The sequence below is a fragment of the Kribbella sp. CWNU-51 genome, from assembly GCF_054073265.1.
On sequence record NZ_JBSXMZ010000007.1, the window covers coordinates 197116 to 213889 of the forward strand.

At 68.4% G+C, this 16774-nt stretch carries 22 protein-coding genes; 10 read left to right on the forward strand and 12 right to left on the reverse strand.

Annotated elements, in window-relative coordinates:
* Positions 1-18: 18 nt before the first annotated feature.
* From ACXC9Q_RS09285 to ACXC9Q_RS09295, 3 genes are all read left to right on the forward strand, one after another.
* The gene (locus ACXC9Q_RS09285; protein WP_328525886.1) at positions 19-591 is read left to right on the forward strand and encodes a sigma-70 family RNA polymerase sigma factor; all 573 of its coding nucleotides are present in this window, start codon (positions 19-21) and stop codon (positions 589-591) included.
* 253 nt (positions 592-844) lie between these two features.
* A complete protein-coding gene (locus ACXC9Q_RS09290) occupies positions 845-1897 on the forward strand; it encodes a DUF5667 domain-containing protein (RefSeq protein ID WP_457056076.1) in 1053 nt (350 codons plus the stop codon).
* 85 nt (positions 1898-1982) lie between these two features.
* Positions 1983-2201, forward strand: a complete 219-nt coding sequence (locus ACXC9Q_RS09295) for a MerR family DNA-binding transcriptional regulator (RefSeq protein WP_457056077.1) — start codon at positions 1983-1985, stop codon at positions 2199-2201.
* Between the two features lie 39 nt (positions 2202-2240).
* Here ACXC9Q_RS09295 and ACXC9Q_RS09300 read toward each other — a convergent pair whose 3' ends face one another.
* The 3 genes from ACXC9Q_RS09300 to ACXC9Q_RS09310 form a co-directional block, all read right to left on the reverse strand.
* Complete coding sequence (locus ACXC9Q_RS09300) at positions 2241-3335, reverse strand: lysophospholipid acyltransferase family protein (RefSeq protein WP_457056078.1); 1095 nt, start codon at positions 3333-3335, stop codon at positions 2241-2243.
* Positions 3328-4335, reverse strand: coding sequence for an NAD-dependent epimerase/dehydratase family protein (locus ACXC9Q_RS09305; protein ID WP_457056079.1), 1008 nt, complete (start codon positions 4333-4335; stop codon positions 3328-3330). Before ACXC9Q_RS09305 ends, ACXC9Q_RS09300 begins: the two co-directional genes overlap by 8 nt.
* A gap of 67 nt (positions 4336-4402) precedes the next feature.
* Complete coding sequence (locus tag ACXC9Q_RS09310; protein WP_008356322.1) at positions 4403-4504, reverse strand: 30S ribosomal protein bS22; 102 nt, start codon at positions 4502-4504, stop codon at positions 4403-4405.
* 111 nt (positions 4505-4615) lie between these two features.
* Between ACXC9Q_RS09310 and ACXC9Q_RS09315 the strand changes: the two genes are divergently transcribed.
* Positions 4616-5179 (forward strand): class I SAM-dependent methyltransferase, encoded by a 564-nt coding sequence (locus tag ACXC9Q_RS09315; RefSeq protein WP_457056080.1) that lies wholly within the window; start codon positions 4616-4618, stop codon positions 5177-5179.
* A 328-nt stretch (positions 5180-5507) separates the two neighbouring features.
* On the opposite strand, the gene ACXC9Q_RS09320 is transcribed toward ACXC9Q_RS09315, so the two are convergent.
* Together ACXC9Q_RS09320 and ACXC9Q_RS09325 are read right to left on the reverse strand one after the other, a co-directional pair.
* Complete coding sequence (locus tag ACXC9Q_RS09320) at positions 5508-5690, reverse strand: hypothetical protein (protein WP_457056081.1); 183 nt, start codon at positions 5688-5690, stop codon at positions 5508-5510.
* Positions 5691-5799: 109 nt separating this feature from the next.
* A complete protein-coding gene (locus ACXC9Q_RS09325) occupies positions 5800-6654 on the reverse strand; it encodes an LLM class flavin-dependent oxidoreductase (protein WP_457056082.1) in 855 nt (284 codons plus the stop codon).
* Positions 6655-6722: 68 nt separating this feature from the next.
* Here ACXC9Q_RS09325 and ACXC9Q_RS09330 point away from each other — a divergent pair, with 68 nt between their 5' ends.
* The gene (locus ACXC9Q_RS09330; RefSeq protein WP_457056083.1) at positions 6723-7337 is read left to right on the forward strand and encodes a TetR/AcrR family transcriptional regulator; all 615 of its coding nucleotides are present in this window, start codon (positions 6723-6725) and stop codon (positions 7335-7337) included.
* 72 nt (positions 7338-7409) lie between these two features.
* On the opposite strand, the gene ACXC9Q_RS09335 is transcribed toward ACXC9Q_RS09330, so the two are convergent.
* Positions 7410-8660: an amidohydrolase family protein gene (locus ACXC9Q_RS09335; RefSeq protein ID WP_457056084.1), complete on the reverse strand. Its 1251-nt coding sequence runs from the start codon at positions 8658-8660 to the stop codon at positions 7410-7412.
* 64 nt (positions 8661-8724) lie between these two features.
* On the opposite strand from ACXC9Q_RS09335, the gene ACXC9Q_RS09340 reads away from it, so the two are divergent.
* Positions 8725-9219: a MarR family winged helix-turn-helix transcriptional regulator gene (locus ACXC9Q_RS09340; RefSeq protein ID WP_457056085.1), complete on the forward strand. Its 495-nt coding sequence runs from the start codon at positions 8725-8727 to the stop codon at positions 9217-9219.
* Between the two features lie 49 nt (positions 9220-9268).
* Here the strand turns inward: ACXC9Q_RS09340 and ACXC9Q_RS09345 are convergent, their stop codons facing one another.
* The 3 genes from ACXC9Q_RS09345 to ACXC9Q_RS09355 all read right to left on the reverse strand — a co-directional run bounded on the left by ACXC9Q_RS09345 (position 9269) and on the right by ACXC9Q_RS09355 (position 11107).
* Positions 9269-9484 carry a helix-turn-helix domain-containing protein gene (locus tag ACXC9Q_RS09345; protein ID WP_012923942.1) on the reverse strand — a complete coding sequence of 72 codons (216 nt, stop codon included), beginning with the start codon at positions 9482-9484 and terminating at the stop codon, positions 9269-9271.
* A gap of 118 nt (positions 9485-9602) precedes the next feature.
* Positions 9603-10778, reverse strand: coding sequence for an acetoin utilization protein AcuC (locus tag ACXC9Q_RS09350; protein ID WP_457056086.1), 1176 nt, complete (start codon positions 10776-10778; stop codon positions 9603-9605).
* Between the two features lie 17 nt (positions 10779-10795).
* Positions 10796-11107 carry a DUF2530 domain-containing protein gene (locus ACXC9Q_RS09355; RefSeq protein ID WP_457056087.1) on the reverse strand — a complete coding sequence of 104 codons (312 nt, stop codon included), beginning with the start codon at positions 11105-11107 and terminating at the stop codon, positions 10796-10798.
* A gap of 82 nt (positions 11108-11189) precedes the next feature.
* Here ACXC9Q_RS09355 and ACXC9Q_RS09360 point away from each other — a divergent pair, with 82 nt between their 5' ends.
* The 4 genes from ACXC9Q_RS09360 to ACXC9Q_RS09375 all read left to right on the forward strand — a co-directional run bounded on the left by ACXC9Q_RS09360 (position 11190) and on the right by ACXC9Q_RS09375 (position 14609).
* Positions 11190-11774 (forward strand): TetR family transcriptional regulator, encoded by a 585-nt coding sequence (locus tag ACXC9Q_RS09360; protein WP_457056088.1) that lies wholly within the window; start codon positions 11190-11192, stop codon positions 11772-11774.
* Positions 11775-11966: 192 nt separating this feature from the next.
* Complete coding sequence (locus ACXC9Q_RS09365) at positions 11967-12716, forward strand: hypothetical protein (RefSeq protein ID WP_457056089.1); 750 nt, start codon at positions 11967-11969, stop codon at positions 12714-12716.
* A 184-nt stretch (positions 12717-12900) separates the two neighbouring features.
* Positions 12901-13869, forward strand: a complete 969-nt coding sequence (gene trpS, locus ACXC9Q_RS09370) for a tryptophan--tRNA ligase (RefSeq protein WP_457056090.1) — start codon at positions 12901-12903, stop codon at positions 13867-13869.
* Positions 13866-14609 carry an endonuclease/exonuclease/phosphatase family protein gene (locus ACXC9Q_RS09375; protein WP_457056091.1) on the forward strand — a complete coding sequence of 248 codons (744 nt, stop codon included), beginning with the start codon at positions 13866-13868 and terminating at the stop codon, positions 14607-14609. The genes trpS and ACXC9Q_RS09375 overlap by 4 nt, the downstream gene beginning before the upstream one ends.
* 130 nt (positions 14610-14739) lie before the next feature.
* Here ACXC9Q_RS09375 and ACXC9Q_RS09380 read toward each other — a convergent pair whose 3' ends face one another.
* From ACXC9Q_RS09380 to ACXC9Q_RS09390, 3 genes are read right to left on the reverse strand one after another with little or no spacing between them, the layout of a single operon-like run.
* Entirely contained in the window at positions 14740-15441 is a 702-nt protein-coding gene (locus ACXC9Q_RS09380; protein WP_457056092.1) for a DUF3800 domain-containing protein, read from the reverse strand.
* Between the two features lie 53 nt (positions 15442-15494).
* Entirely contained in the window at positions 15495-16397 is a 903-nt protein-coding gene (locus ACXC9Q_RS09385; RefSeq protein ID WP_457056093.1) for a TIGR03560 family F420-dependent LLM class oxidoreductase, read from the reverse strand.
* A 4-nt stretch (positions 16398-16401) separates the two neighbouring features.
* Positions 16402-16758 (reverse strand): winged helix-turn-helix transcriptional regulator, encoded by a 357-nt coding sequence (locus ACXC9Q_RS09390; protein WP_457056094.1) that lies wholly within the window; start codon positions 16756-16758, stop codon positions 16402-16404.
* Between the last annotated feature and the right edge of the window lie 16 nt (positions 16759-16774).

The following is a 16774-nucleotide window of genomic DNA, read 5'->3' on the forward strand; positions in this document are numbered from 1 at the left end:
GTTGAACGGGGAGAGAACTTGACGACGCCGGAGCCAAGCCCGGACGGGATGAGACGTGCGGAGCTCGTCGATCGCGCCCAGGCCGGGGACGTCGGTGCCTTCGGTGAGCTGTACGACGAGTACTCGCTCACCGTCTATCGCTACATCTACGCGCGGGTGTCGTCGTCGGCACTCGCGGAGGACCTGACCAGTGAGACGTTCGTCCGGGCGCTGCGCGCGCTGGACTCGTTCCGCTGGCAGGGCCGGGATTTCGGGGCCTGGCTGGTGACCATCGCCAGGAACCTGATCACCGATCACTACAAGTCCGGCCGGGTCCGGCTCGAGGTGGTCACGGACGAGATCGAGACGCACGACCGGCAGACCGAGGGGCCGGAGGTCGACGTACTGGCCGCCGCAACCGCCGAGGTGCTGCGGGACGCCGTCGCGGGCTTGCCCGACGAGCAACGCGACTGCCTGACGATGCGATTCTTCGCGGGTTTGTCGATCGCGGAAACGGCCAAAGCGCTGGAGAAGTCCGAAGGCGCCGTCAAGCAACTGCAACTGAGGGCCGTACGGCACTTGGCGAAGGTTATCCCCAAGGACTTGAGGTGAGGAGGATGACAACGAATGTCTTTCGTAACCCGTCAGGGAGTTTCCTCGTTTGCCTGGTGAGGACCTGTCGGTGACCCCGACTGGCCATTGAGGAGAACGAGAACTCATGAGTGACCTACACAGGGCTCGAGCGCGCGCGGAGGCATTCGCGCACGCCGTCGATCACGGGCCCCGTCACTCTTCGCGACACAGCGATGACCCGGAGCTTGTGGAGGCTGTGGAACTGGTCGGACGGCTGAGGACCGCCGGCGCAGTGGCACCGCGTCCGGAGTTCAGTGCCGAGCTACGGCACCGCCTGCTGGAGCAGGCGGCCGCCCGCGCGGCGACGACGACTCCGACGATGGTGCGCAGCCTTCCGGACAGCTCCGACGATCCGCCGGGTGGCGAGGACGTCGACGCGTCCGTGACAGATATCCGCCATCGTCACGGCCGGCGGATCCGGCTCGTGGCCTGTACCGCCGCGCTGGTCCTGCTCGGAGGTGGCATCGGTTCCGCCGCCGCCGCTCAGCAGGCGATGCCCGGCGACACGCTGTACGGGATGAAGCGCAGCATCGAGAACGTCTCCACCAACGTCGGCATCGGGGACGACTCCCGCGGCCGGCGCGATCTCGAGCACGCGATGACCCGGTTGTCCGAGGTCGACAAGCTGGCCGAGTCCGGCGGCAACGTGGCCACGATCAACGGCACGCTGGACGTCTTCTCGGTGCAGGCGCGCAAGGGCGTGTCCCGCCTGGTCGCGTCGTACCAGCAGGACGGCGACGAGAGTTCGATCACGGCGATCACGACCTTCATCACGAACGCCCGCCAGGCTCTTGGTGAACTCGCGCCGAAACTCCCGCCGGAGTCCCTGAAGTCCGCTGTCGAGGCGCTGGCCACGGTCGAGCAGCTGGCCCAGCACACCACGGTCGCCTGCCCGAAGTGCGACGCACCGAAGCCGGCCAAGGGCGGCGGCACCCAGCCGAACCGTCCGGGTGTCAGCACCGAGCCGAGTGACCCGGGCAACGGATCGACGACGAAGCCGTCCACGGCCCCGACGCCGGGTGCGTCCGTCAGCGGACAGCCGACGACAGTCCCGACGAAGCTGCCGAACACCACGATCGTGGAGGAGTCCAACACTCCCCCACCGAGCCTGAAGACCCCGCCGAACCCGTCGTCCTCACAGCCGACGACAACGCCGACCGGAGTCCCGACCGTCCCAACCCCAGGCACCGCCTCGTGGCCCTGGCCGTTCCCGACCCTGAGCCTGCCGACGCCGATCATCAACATCCCCGGCGTCATCCAAACCCTCCTTCCACCCTGGAAGTAGGCCCAGACACCAAGAAGCCCGGCGCAGACTGCGCCGGGCTTCTTGCTTGCAGTTGACACTGTGTCAACCGGGACAGTGAGGGGTCATGGTGAACATCGGAGAATTCGCTCGCCTCGGTGGTGTCTCGACGCGCATGTTGCGGCACTACGACGCCATCGGCGTACTGAAGCCCGCCGACGTCGATCCGTCCGGGGGCGACGCTCGTACGACGTGGTCCGATGTCGGGCATCGCCGCGGCGTACCAGACCCTCGCGCGTCGCGACGCGAACTGGGACACCCGACCGGGACCTCGGACACTGCATGACGTGTCCGCGCTCCCCAGGACGTGTCCGACGCGGCGGGGTCAGAAGAAGACGCTGCGGCGTTGCATGAGGAGCGTGTAAAGGGTCTGCTGGATGGTTTCGCGGACCTGGTCGGTGACGTTGAAGACGAGCATGGGGTCGTCGGCGGCGCCGTCGGGGAACTCGTCGGTGCGGATCGGCTCGCCGAACTCGATCAGCCACTTCGAGGGGAGCGGGATCAGGCCGAGGGGACCGAGCAGCGGGAAGAACGGGGTGATCGGGATGTACGGGACGCCGAGCAGGCGGGCCAGCGAGGCGATGTTGCCGACCAGGGGGTAGATCTCCTCGGCGCCGACGATCGAGCACGGGACGATCGGTACGCCGGTCCGCATCGCGGCGCTGACGAAACCACCCCGGCCGAAGCGCTGCAGCTTGTACCGCTCGGCGAACGGCTTCCCGATCCCCTTGAACCCCTCCGGCCACACCCCGACCAGATCACCCCGCCCGAGCAACCGCTCGGCGTCGTCGTTGCTCGCCAGCGTCGCCCCGCCCTTGCGGGCGAGCTCACCGACGAACGGCGTCTGGAAGACCAGATCCGCCGCCAGCGTCCGCAACGGCCGATGCGCGTGATCCGCGACGATCAGCTGCGTGACGAGCCCGTCGAGCGGCATCGTGCCCGAGTGGTTCGCGACGATCAGCGCACCGCCGTCGGACGGGATGTTCTCCACCCCGCGCACCTCGACCCGGAACCACTTCTGCGCCAGCGGTCGCAGCACCGGCAGCAGCACCTGATCGGTCAGATCCGGGTCGTACCCGAACTCGTCGACGTCGTAGCCCCCGCTCAACCGCCGCCGCAGGAACGCCAGCCACTGCGCGACCCGCCGCTCGCCGTCCGCGCCGAACAGCTCCCGCACGACCCGCTCGAACCCGGCGAAATCCAGACTGGCGGGAGCAGCGGGTACGTCGACCTCCGGGGCCACCACCTCGACCGGCTCCACCGGCGTCTCCACAGCCGGCTTGCCGGCCTTGGCTGTCTTCTTCGAGCGAGCACCAGGTCTGGCCAGCGCACGTGCCGCCGCGGAAGGCGTCGTGCGGCGTCCTGATCCGCGACCCGGGCGACCGCCCGCACCGATCGGGATCACGTCGGCGTCAGCCACGCAGCGCTCCCAGCCCCGCCGACAGCAACCCCGACGCCCGCGTGACCGCACCCGGCCCGAGCGAAGTCCGGAAGTCGTCGAAGGCCGATGCCGTCGTGTACCCGGGCTCGAACCCGAACTCCGTCCGCATCCGCGTCGTGTCCACGGCCCGCCCATACGTCAGGAAGGTGATCTGGTCCGGCGAGAAGTCCGCGAGCCGCGCCCGCCGTACGACGGCCGCCGTGCTGGCCGCGGTGAACGAGGGCAGCCGCAGCGTCGGCCGGCCGAGCCGGCGGATCGCCTGGGACAGCGTGAGCACGCCGTCGCCGGCCAGGTTGAAGGTCCCCGGAAGGTCGGTCACGGTGGCGTGGCGGATCGCCTCGACGCCGTCGTCCTCGTGCAAGAACTGCATGCGGGCGTCGTACCCGAAGACTGTCGGTACGACGGGCATCGCGAAGTACCGGGTGATCGGGGAGTCGGTCTTGGGGCCGATCCAGTTCGCCATCCGGAGCGTGGTGACGCAGACATCGGGGCGGCGCCGGGCGAACCCGCGCACGTATCCCTCGACCTCGACCGCGTCCTTGCTCAGCCCGGTCTGGTGGATCGCGCGGGGCGCCATCTCCTCGGTGAACATGGCCGGATCCCGCGGACCCGCGCCGTACACCGTGGTCGACGACTTCACCACCAGCTTGGCCACGCCGGGCGCCTTCTGGCAGGCGGCGAGCAGCTGCATGGTGCCGATGACGTTGATCTCCTTCATCGACGACCGGCCACCGGCGCTGCCCGGGGTGGCCACGACGCCGGTGTGGACGACCGTGTCGACGTCCTCGGCGGCGATCACCTTGGCGATCACGGGGTTGCGGATGTCGGCCCGGACGAACCGGACCCGGCCCAGCTCGGCCCGTGGCGGCACCACGTCGATGCCGAGCACGGTGCCGATCGACGGATCGTCGGCCAGCCTGCGCGCACAGCGAGCACCGGCGTCCCGGGAGACGCCGGTCACCATCACTACCTGTGCCACGAGAGACCCCCAGCCAGACAGCAACCCCACCGGAGGCCGCGCCGGGCGCCGGCGCGGCGGGAACTGCTTACTTGCCGAGCTTGCGGCGCTGCACCCGCGTCTTCTTCAGCAGCTTGCGGTGCTTCTTCTTCGCCATCCGCTTACGGCGCTTCTTGATAACAGAACCCACAGTTGGACCATCCAAACTCAAAGAGAACGTCGGCAAAGCTTACCCGCAGGTCACCGCGTGAACCTAAAGCAGGCCGCTCGGTAGGGTGGGGAACGACCTGGGGAGGCGTGCATGGTGACAGGTACGACGGCTCGGTACGACGGTCTGGCCGACTGGTACGACGCCCGCTACGTGGCCGGCGCCGAGCCGCACCAACCCGGCCTGCTCGAGCTCCTCGGACCCGGATCCGGACCATGCCTGGACATCGGCTGTGGCACCGGCCGCAACTTCGAGACCATCCGCGCGAGCGGTCGCAGCGTGGTCGGCCTGGACTTCTCCGCCGACCAGCTCCGGCTGGCTCGCACCCGCACCGACGGACCACTGATGGTCGCGGACGCCGCCGTACTCCCGTTCGCGGACGGGTCCTTCGACACCGCGATGGTGATCTCGACCGATGTAGACGACTTCACCAGGGTCGTCCGCGAGGCGACCCGAGTCCTCCGACCAGACGGCGTCCTGGTCGTGTACGGCGTCCATCCATGCTTCAACGGCCCACACGTCCTCTGGAACGAGACGGCAGCCGGCTGGTCCATCCCTCCTACCGCCAACGCGGCTGGCACGAGGAGTCCCCCTACTGGGGCGACGGCATCCGCCGGCACGTCGGCATGCACCACATCCCCCTCGCCACCTACCTGAACGCCTTCCTCACCCCCGCCCTGACCCTCGAACGCTTCGAAGAACCAGGCCACGCCGGCGTCCCCCACTCCCTGGCAGTCCGCGCCCGTCGGAGCAACTGAGCGAAGCTTGTCGGTGGCGGCTGATGGAATCTTCCGCATGGTGACGCTGGTTCCGTGGCGCGAGCAGGACTTCTGGTTGCTCGAGCGCTGCAACACACCCGAGATGACCGCTCACCTGGGCGGTCCAGAGAGCCCCGAGAAGCTGCGCAACCGGTCTGCCGCTTTGCGGAACATCCCGGTCACCTGGCGCACATCTATTTCCGGAGATCGGCTGCCTGTCCTGGAGTTCACGCGGCCTTGCGGATCGGCACCTGGACAATGGGGTCGGTGAGGATGGCCAGGTGGGGGGTGGCGGTTCGAGCGGTGGCCTGAGTGGTACTCGCGTAGGCGGCCGGGGTGAAGGCGACGCCGGCGAGGCCGAGGCTGACAATGGTGCCGACGGCAACGGTCTTGACGATCTTCGTGCGCATGACGGGCTCCCTGGAAGTCTTTGGCCGGGGCTTCTTTTCCCGGCGATGACTCCATCCTCGACGCCCGCGCTGGAACAGTCCTGGGAGAAACCTGGGAGCCGGCTGGCAGTCAGAGCGCCATGACCTCCGGCACAGCGGCGGTCAGGCTCCGCGCGGATTCCGGGGTCCACGGACCGCTGCGGATCACAATGGCGTGATCGATTCCCCATGATGCTTGCTCTCGGCAACGTTCGACGAAACTGGCGACGGTGTCGTCCGGGGTCAGCCGGGTGGACAGCGTCTTCTCGATCTCGCCGTACGGACGACCGCTGTCCTCGCAGTGCTTGCGCAGTACGTCGAGTTTGTGGCGGACCGTCGTACCACCATCGGGCAGGTCGAACAGGTTGCACGCGTCCGCGCGCCGCGCCACCATCCGCAACGTCTTCTGCTCCCCCGTGCCACCGATCAGCACCGGCGGGCGTTTGGCCGGCCGCGGGCTGCAGATCGGCCCCTCGAGCTGGAAGTGCTTGCCGACGTACGGCGAACTGTCGCCCGCGAACATGCGGTCCGCGATGTCCAGCAACTCCTCCAGTTGCTCGAACCGCGCCTTGGTCGGCCCGAGCGGGACGCCCATCGCCCGTGCCTCCTCACCCTTCCACCCGATCCCGACCCCGAACCATGCCCGCCCGCGGGTGAACGCATCCAGCGTCGCGATCGCCTTCACCTGGACGGCGGGCGGCCGGAACGGCACCGGGGACACCAGCATCCCGAGCCGCGCCCGGCTGGTGATCGCGGCCAGGAACCCGAGCGTGCCGACGGCCTCGAACAACTCGGCCTGCGGATGACTGGTCGGATCCGCCTGGAAGAGATGGTCCGGCACCCAGATCGTGTCCAGCCCACCCTCGTCCGCGATCGCCGCGATCCGCCGCAGCCCGTCCACACCATCGGTCCAGGCGTGATCCGTCACCGTCATGCTGACCTTCATCCGGTCACTCCAGAAATTTTAGGGTCACCCTATATTTGGGGCCACCTTAAGCGCATTACCCTGACGCTGTGAAGGCAGTGGACGGGCTCCGGGCGCGGAAGAAGCGGGAGACGCGCGAGCGGATCGCGGCGGCCGCGCGGGAGTTGTTCGTGGCGCACGGGTTCGACGAGGTCACCGTGGTCGAGGTCGCGCGGGCCGCGCAGGTGTCCGAGGCCACCGTGTTCAACTACTTCCCGACCAAGGACGACCTGTTCTTCGGCGGAGGACTCGAACAGTTCCAGGCCGCGACGCTGGCCGCGGTCCGGGAGCGCCCGCCCAGCGAGTCGGCGATCGCCGCGTTCCGCCGCTTCACCGTCGCGAACGTCGCCCACACCGCCGACCCGGGCGCGGTCGAGCTCATCACCACCGCGGCCCGGGTGGTCGACGGCAGTCCGTCGCTGCAAGCCCGCGAGCGCGAGATCGTCGCCGCGACCACCGACGCGCTGGCCGGCCTGCTGTCGGACGGCTCGGATCGGTTGGAGGCCTGGGCGATCGCGAACGCCTTGATCGGCGTCCAGCGAGCGATCGTCGCCGAGATCCGCACCGAGGTCCTGTCCGGCAGCCACGGCCCGGAACTCGTCACCCGAGTCCAGCAGGGCGCCGACCGCATCCTGGCGCGGTTGGAGTTCGCCTTCAGCCGTTGAGTACCGGACGATCTCTAGTGCGAACACTTGGCGCTCGGTGAGATCAGAGGTAGCGGCCTAGCACCAGCGCGATCAGGAAGCTGCTCGAGCGGTGAGGTAGGCGGCCGACTCCGTGAGGGCGTCGAGCGCGGCGGGCAGCGAGGTGCTGATCACCTGACCGTCGCGCTTGACCGGCGTACCGCCGACCAGGACGGTCTCCACATTGCCCGGGTGTCCGCAGGTGACCAGGCTCGCGACCGGGTCCTGCCGGCCGCCGGCCAGGTTCAGATCCGTACCGCGCAGCACGATCAGGTCAGCCTGGTTGCCGACGGCAAGCGATCCGACGTCGGCGAACCCTAGCGCGCGGGCGCCTCCGACGGTCGCCAACTGGAGCACCTCGGCCGCGGTGAAGGAGCGGTGGCCCAGTGCCAAGACCTGCTGCATGACGCTGAACATATCGCCGGCACCACTCGTCACCGTGTCGATCCCGAGGCCGACCCCGACCCTCGCGGCCTTCAGCCGGGCGGCGACGGGGCCACCCATCTCCAGCCGCGACTCGACCGTAGGCGTGGCCGAGACGGACGCACCGGACTCCGCGATCAGCTTGAGTTCGGCCTCGGACAGGTTGTTGCAGTGCACGTACACCGTGTCCGGCCGCAACAGCCCCGCATCCCGGAGCCCGGCGATCGGCGCCGGCGTGACCTCACTGCTGTCGATGTGCGTCACGACAGGCAGGTCGAGTTCCGCGGCCAGCGCCCAGTCGGCTTCGACGATCTCGAACGGCGCGTAGGCGGGACCGATGGACGCCACCGCGACGCCGATACGGCCGGACACCCGGCCCAGGATGCGGCGCAGGCCGTCCGGATCGACCGCACCACCGGCCAGCGGCGACGGCCCGAATCCGAAGACCGCCCGGATGCCGCTGCGATCCAGCGCGTCGACGGCGGCTTCGGCGAACTCCGCCGAACCCTGCACGTGGGAGTAGTCCTGCACCGTGGTGATGCCGCCGTCCAGGCACTCCAACGCACCCACAAGGTTGCTCGCAGCAACATCTTCCGCCCGGTAGCGGGTGCCGTGGGATTGCATCACCCGGTCGAAGTAGTACCCGAGATCACCATCGGTCCCGATCCCGCGCAGCGCGGTCTGCCAGACGTGCCGGTGGGTGTCGACGAACCCGGGCAGCACGATCCGCCCGCGCGCGTCGATCACCTCCGCATCGTCCGCTACCAGTCCAGGTCCGACCGCGGCGATCCGGCCGTCCTCGATCAGTACGTCGGTCCCCGGCCGGACCACCACCGTCGGCGCGGTGTCGATCACCAGGCCGCCTCGCACCAGCATGCGCATGAAGAATCCTCTCAGTAGAAAGCTTTATAAAAAGCTATCACCAAAGGCAGATAGACTGTCAACCATGACCACGAGCGATCGGGTGGACGGGATCCTCGCGGCCTGGCAGCACGAACTGCCGGACGCGCTGCACCCGACCAGCGAGCTGACCAAGCGCCTGATGGTGCTGGCCGACGCCCTGGACCAGGCCACTCGGCCGGTGCTGCGGGAGCTCGGTCTGACCGCGGCCGAGTACGACGTGATCGTCGCGCTGCGTCGCTCGGGAGCGCCGTACCGGCAGAAGCCGTCGGACCTGAGCCGCAGTCTGCTGCTGTCCTCGGGCGGCACGAGCAATGTCGTCAACCAATTGGTACGGCGTGGATTCGTGGCCCGCGAGCCCGACCCGGACGACGGGCGCGGCACCCAGATCCGGCTCACCGCCGAGGGCGTGGCGCTCGCCGAGGAGGCCGTGATCGCGAGCGCCGCCGCGCAGCACAAGCTGTGGGACGGCCTGCCCGACGACACCGTCCAGCGCGCCACCGTCGCACTGCGGGCCGTCTCCGGACTACCGGTGACATGACGAAGCGGCCGGTCCCTGGAGGGATCCGGCCGCTTCGGCTTCTCGTGGTTTATCCGGCCTGGAAGAACGCGCCCTTGAGGTAGTCGTGCACGGCGTCCTCCGACACCCGGAACGAACGACCCACCCGCACCGCGGGCAGCTCACCGGAGTGCACCAGGCGGTACACCGTCATCTTGGACACGCGCATGGCCGTGGCGACCTCCGCCACGGTCAGGAACTTCACCTCGGCGAGCGGCTGCTCACCACCGGACTTCTTTGATGCCATTGCGCACCGCACTTCCAGCACGGATCGTGCGCCGGCTTCCCCTCCGGCACCTCCGTCCGTGCATGCAACGAGCGTAGTGGCTGTTGGTACGAATGGGAAAGAGGGGGACTCGTGTGACTCAATAGGAGGGATCGAGACCCAAGAGCGGGAAGCTGGTGTCGCGGGTCGCCTTGATCGCGCGATCCAGCCAGGTGTCGGGGTTGTAGCCGCTCGACCAGTCCACGTACGACGCATCGCGGCCGTCCGTCATCCGCAGCGGCGCGACCCGCGCGAACCGGATCCGGACCTCCTCGCGCCACGACTCCGGCACCGGCGTCAGCGGGTCGATCGGGTTGCCCGCGACGATCGCGAGCAGGTGGGTCCAGGCCCGCGGTACGACGTCGACGATCGCGTACCCACCGCCGCCGGTGGCGATCCACTTCCCGCCGGCCACCTCGTGCGCGAGGTCATGCAGGGCCAGGTACGCCGCCCGCTGCCCGTCGATCGTTTTCGTCAGGTGAGCCAAGGGATCCTCGACATGCGAGTCGCAGCCGTGCTGCGTCACCAGCACCGTCGGCCGGAACGCCTTCACCACATCTGGCACGATCGCGTGGAACGCCCGCAACCAGCCCGCGTCGCCGGTTCCGGGAGGCAGCGCCACGTTGACCGACGTACCCTCGGCGTCCGGCCCGCCCGTCTCCCCCGCGCTGCCGGTGCCGGGGAAGAGCGTGGTCGGCGACTCGTGCAGGCTGACCGTCAGTACGCGCGGATCGTTGTAGAACGTCGCCTGCACGCCGTCACCGTGGTGCACGTCGACGTCGACGTACGCGATCCGCTCGGCGCCGTGGTCGAGCAGCCACTGGATCGCGATGGCCGGATCGTTGTAGACGCAGAAACCGCTGGCCCGGTCCGGCATCGCGTGGTGCAGGCCGCCGGCGATGTTGGCGGCGTGCAGGACATCGCCCTCCCAGACCGCCCGCGCCGCCTCGACAGAGGCGCCGACGATGTGCGCGGAGACCTCGTGCATGCGCGGGAAACAGTACGTGTCGTGAGTGCCGAGCCCGTGCACCTCATCGGAGGTGTCGGGGTCCTCGCCGGCCCGCTTGACCGCGGCGATGTACTCGGCGGTGTGCACGGTCTCGAGCAGTGCGTCGTCGGCCGTCGGCGCCGGCACGACCTTCAGCTCGTCGAGCACACCGAGCGCGCTCGCCAGCCGGATCGTCAACTGGACGCGGATCGGACTCATCGGATGCCCGCGGCCGAAGTCGTACTCGGTCAGTCCGTCGTCGAAGACCAGCATCGCCTCACCGCTCATGTCTCCGACCTTAACCGTCAGACGTGAGGAAGTGGTTTGCCAAACCTGGCGCTCAATCGGTAGGCGCCGCGCTGAGCATGGAAGACAGTCATGCCGAGTACGCCGACAGCACCGGAGATCAGCGCGGTCCACGGATGCGCGCCGACGTGCGCCCAGGCGGTCAGCGCGGCGGCGATCGCGAACGCGCCCAGGCCGCCGACCGCGTTCCTGGTCGGCGAGTTGCCGGTCAGGTTCGGGTACTCGCGGGCACTGATGCCCTGGACGAAATGCGGGATGCCGTTCGTACCCATCAAGCCGGCCAGGAACGTCAGCACGATCACTTGAATCATCTCTCCTCATTTCGGTCTACATACGTTGACTGAAACCGTAGACCTCTCAGCGCGTTTCAGTCAACATGCGTAGACTGAGCCGATGACGACGAGGCTGGAACAGCGGCGGCGGACGGAAGCGCGGATCCTGACGGCGGCGCGGCAGCTGTTCGGCGAGCACGGGTACGACCGGACGACGATCCGCGCGGTCGCGACCGCGGCGGGGAGCGATGCCGGCCTGGTGATGCGGTACTTCGGCTCGAAGGAGCGACTGTTCGCCCAGGCGGCCGCGATGCCCGCGGACGGGCCGATCGTGGGATCGCCGGCGGAGATCGCCGCACAACTGACCAGCGCACTGTCGGAGAAGCTGGCGGACGAGCCGGCGGCGGCGCTGGCCGCGCTGCGGGCGATGTTCAGTCACCCCGAGGCGGCCGACGAGGTGCGGTCCGCCATGACCGGGCAGCAGCGTCAGGTGGCAGCGCAGTTGCCCGGGGAGGACGCCGTACTGCGTTCCGGCGTGATCGGCGCGTTGACTCTCGGGCTCGTGATCGGGCGGCACCTGGTCCGATTGGACGGTCTGGATGCGCCACCGGAGGACGTGATGGCGGTGGCGGAACCCCTCATCAGCGCCTTGACGAAGGACACGAGCCGGCGCGACACCCCTCCAGAGCCGCGCCGACCCGTGTGACAACTGGTCCGACAGGTGCTTCATCGCTCAAAGACTGCAAGGCGTTACAGGATTTGCAGGTAACTGCAAACCGCGGAGCGATTCGGTTGCGGAGGGTGACACAAGATGGTCTAGTCCTGTACTCTGCCCGGCTTCCGGCCGCCGCGAACCGGAGTTGCGCCGATCGGTGCTCAGGCCGCACAGTTCCTTCCCGTGAGGAAGCGCTTGAGCTCGATCAGACCCAATCGGCGGCAGGTCTTCACGGCGGGAGCGGCCGTCGCCGCGTCGACCGTGGCCGCCTCGACTGTGCCGGCGACGGCCGCGACGCCCGGCGGCCTGTACGGCTCCGGCACGCTCGGCTCCTGGGCGAACGGGACCCGGGCCATCTCGACCGAGACGCAGATCAGGCGCGTGGTCGGGACCAACGGTGTGTACATGTTCGGGGACAGCATCTCGGTCCAGGACGGCAAGTCGCTGGCGATCCGGCTGCTGAACCGTGACGGCAGCCAGATGGCTGTGAACAACTGGTCCAGCCGGCCCACGTCGGGCGCGGTCGACGCGCTGCAGCAGTGGGCGTCGACGTACGGCCTGCCGCGGCGGATCCTGATGGCGAGCGGGTCGAACGACATCTTCGACCCGCCGAAGTTCGCGGCGCAGGTCGACCGGGCGATCAGCATCGTCGGCCAGAACCGGACGCTGTTCTGGGTCGACCTCCAGGTCGTCCGCACGGCCCAGACCGCAGCGGTGCAGCTTGCCGACCAGCGCAACAGCTCCTGGCTCAACATGCAGCTGTACGACGCCCAGAAGAAGTACCCGAACCTGCGCATCATCCGCTGGGCCGAGTGGCTCTGGGTCAAGCCGTACCGCCTGGCCAACTACCTCCGGGACGGCGTCCACCCCTCGGTGCCGCTCGGTCAGGACGCCCGCAACGAGCTGATCGTCCAGTCGCTCACACAGCGTTGAATTCCTTCCCCACCGCCCCGGTCGATGAGCTACGCTTGATGCCGTGAACACGAACTTGCAGCTGTGGTGGGCCGCCTAGGGCGGTCCCCCGGCGTGTTCGCACGCATCCAAGAGGCCGCCTCGCCGAGGCGGCCTTTTTGATGCCCTCGGTGGGGCTCTCACACTCACCGAAAGGGCAATCATCATGACTTCGCTGTCCGGTATCACCCCGTCCGGCCGTCTGACGCTGGGCAACCACCTCGGCGCGCTGCGCCGGTTCACCGACCCCGACGGGTTCTACTTCGTCGCGAACCTGCACGCGATGACGACCAAGCACGATCCGCGCCGGCTCGCCGCACTGACCCGCGAGTTCGCGACGCTGATGCTCGCGGCCGGCGTCCCCGAAGGGACCGTGTTCATCCAGTCCGACGTCCCCGCGCACGCGCAGCTCGCGTATCTCCTCGAGTGCACGTCGTACGTCGGCGAACTGTCGCGGATGATCCAGTACAAGGAGAAGGGCAACGGACGCCCGATGACGCGGGCCTCGCTGTTCACCTATCCGTGCCTGATGGCCGCGGACATTCTGTTGTACGGCGCCAAGCAGGTCCCGGTCGGCGGTGACCAGGACCAGCATGTCGAGCTGGCCCGGGACATCGCGATCCGGTTCAACCGCGAGTACGGCGAGACGTTCGTCGTACCGCAGTTGGCGAAGGCCGCGCTGGCGACGCGGGTCAAGGACCTGGCCAGTCCGACGACCAAGATGAGCAAGTCCGCTGCCGACGACGCGATCGGCGTGATCCGGCTGCTCGACCCGCCGGACGTGATCCGCCGGCAGGTCATGCGGGCGGTGACCGACTCCGAGAACGAGGTTCGCCACGACGAGGCGAACAAGCCTGGAGTCACCAACCTGCTCGAGATCCTGGCGGCTTGTACGGACGGCGATCCGGTCACGCTGGCCGCGTCGTACTCGTCGTACGGATCACTCAAGCAGGACGTCGCGGACGCCGTGCTGGCCGTGATCGAGCCGCTGCAGAAGGAGTACGCGCGGCTGACGGGCGACCCCGGTGCGATCGACCAGTTGCTCGCGCAGGGACGGGATCGGGCGATCGATGCGAGCACTCCCCGACTCCGAGCGGCGACGCGGGCGATGGGTTTGGCAGGATCGGCACCATGAAGATTCGCGCTGCCACGTTCAACATCCGCAACTCCTCCGCACCCGACGGCGACAACGCCTGGCCGGTACGGCGGAACGCGACAGTGGCGGCGATCGAGCACCTGGACGCGGACGTGGTCGGGCTGCAGGAAGTGCTGCCCGACCAGCTCGACTACCTGCGCTGGCGATTCCCGAAGTACGAGATCGTCGGCGTCGGCCGGGACGACGGGATGAGCGCCGGCGAGCATTCCGTCGTCATGGTCCGGCCCGGCGACTGGCGCGTCGACAAGCACGAGACCCGCTGGCTGTCCGACGATCCGGGCACGCCGGGCTCGGTCGGCTGGGACGCGGACCTGACGCGGATCGCGACGCTGGTCTGGCTCCGGCATCGCAACGGTACGACGATCGGTGTCGCGAACACGCACTACGACCACGCCGGTGAGATGGCCCAGCTGCAGTCGTCGCGGCTGATCGCGCGCTGGACCGCCGGCGAGCTGCCGTGGATCGTGATGGGCGATCTGAACGCGACGCCGGACTCCCCGCCGCTGAAGACGCTGATCGAGTCCGGCCTGCGCCTCGCCGTACCGGTCGAGGCCGGTGGGAGCTGGAACGACTTCACCGGCGCGGAGGACGACGACCGGATCGATCACATCCTGGTCAGCGCGGGGTGGACCGTGGTCGAGGCAGCCGTCTCCCACTACCGCCCGGACGGACGGCTGCCCAGCGACCACTGGCCGGTGCTCGCGACGTTGTCACTCTAGATGTCCCAGGAAGCGTTCCTTGTTTCACCCGGTGTTGCCTCATCCCATCCTGTAGTAGAATCAACTCCAGGAGGCCCGAGAGGGAATCCGGTAAGCCAGAAGCCCCGCTGTTGGCGGGGCTTCCGTGCGTCTAGGGCACCCAAAGTCGCTGATGCACGATCCGGGGTTCGATGTGCCCCCAGATCCGGTCGTTCGCTCGCTGCGCACGCTTGTCCGTCTCGATGTGCGTCTCACGCCGACGATGGAGGAACGCGACCAGGTCCGCGGCCTGCAGCAACCGACTGGTGTAGGAGGGAACAAAGTGGATGGTATCGACCACCTGTCCGAGCGTGCTCGACAGGTAGCCCGGTGTTCCGTACCTCCGGTAGTCAATCAGCGCCTGCCGGTGTGAGTCCGCCTCGGCGACCTCGTCCGCAATAAACAGCACCCGCTCCGGCGTGTTCCGCGCGTGCTCGTTCACGCGCTCCAACACGTGCTGGAGCACCACCGAGTGCGGTGCTTCAGGGTAGCTGTAGCGCCTCCGGAGCGCTGGTACATCGACCCCGCACAGGAAGATCTTCACGGCGTACCGGCCGATCGCCTCCATGGCCTTGTCGTACACACCGATCCGCGCCCGGATCGCCGGCGCAAGATCCTTCCAGTCGTCCTTCCCGGCGAACAACGCGTGGCCGTGCAGCTCAGCTGTTGGGGCGACCGCATACGCGGTCGCCGCGTCCTGCACGACCTGATCGAGATCGGTCGCAAGAGGGATCGCAACCTCATCTGGGCAACCCAGTGCCGCAATGTAGAAGCGATCCTTCGTGTAGGACTCGTCGAGGTAGGTCAGCAGCACCCGAGGAGCCTACCCGTACCTGTCAGCCCGCCGTTGTTCTCGACCCTGGCTTGCTAGATCTTGGCGAAAACCTCTTCGCGGAGGCGCTCCAGCGCGTCGAACCGCCGGTTGCCGGTGCCGAGGAAGGCGTCCGGCACGAGCAACTCGTCGATCCCCGCCGCCGGGTACTGCGCGACCTTGTCGAGCACCTCCTGCGCCGACCCCATGATCACGTGCCCGCCACCGCTCTCGAGCCGTTCCTTCCGCTCGGCCGCCTCGGTGTCACCCGGTACGACGACCTCCAGCATCGTCTGCGCGGACCGGCGGACCGTCTTCGGGTCGCGGCCGAGGCGCTCGCAGTGCGTGGCGAACACCTCGCCCTTGTGGGCGGCCAGCGCCGGATCACCCCAGTGGTTCCACTCGTCGGCGTACTTCGCAACGATGCCGAGGGCAACCTTCTCGCCGGCGGCGCCGATCAGGATCGGCAGGTGGGCCGGCTTCGGCTCCAGTGGGGCGCCCGTCAGCTGGTAGTAGGTCCCGTCGAAGGTCGTCCGCTCCTCGGTGAGCAGGCCCTTGAACACCTGGCAGGCCTCCTCGAACCGGGCCAGCCGTTCACGTACGGGCGGCAGCTCGATGCCGTAAACCTCGTGCTCGTTCACCTGCCAGCCGGCCCCGATCCCGAGGCAGAACCGGCCGTTGCTCATCTGGTCGATCGTCGCCGCCGTGTTCGCGACGACGGCGGGATGCCGGTAGGTGTTGCCGAGCACCATCGAGCCGACCCGGACCCGCTCGGTCCGGGCGACGATCCCGGCCAGCAGGGCGAAGGCTTCGTTGACGGGAACGGACAGGTCGTCGCCGTTCTGCATGAAGTGATCTGCTATCCAGACTCCGTGCCAGCCAGTGCGTTCGGCGTACTCGGCTCCTTCGAGCACTTCCGACCAGGTCCTGGATGCCGCGGGCCACAAAGAGAAGTCCATGCCGTCATCCTCCCTCCTGCGCCGCGAGGACCGCCTCCCCGTTCTCCTCCGCCCACATCGTGAGCATCCGGATCGGCCCCATCAGGGTCCGGCCGAGGTCGGTCAGCTCGTACTCGACGCGGGGTGGGACGCCGCCGAAGTCCCGGCGGTCGACCAGGCCGTTCGCCTGCAGCCGCCGCAGGGTGTGGGTGAGCACCTTCTTCGAGATGCCGCCGATCAGCGCGATCAGCTCCGAGTGCCGCCGCGGTCCGTCGTTGAGACCCCACAGGACGACCACGGCCCACTTGTCGGCGATCACCTCGACCGCGAGCCGGGCCGGGCAGTCGGCCAGGAAGACATCGCCGGGATCCAATCCATCCACGACCGTCAAGGGTACT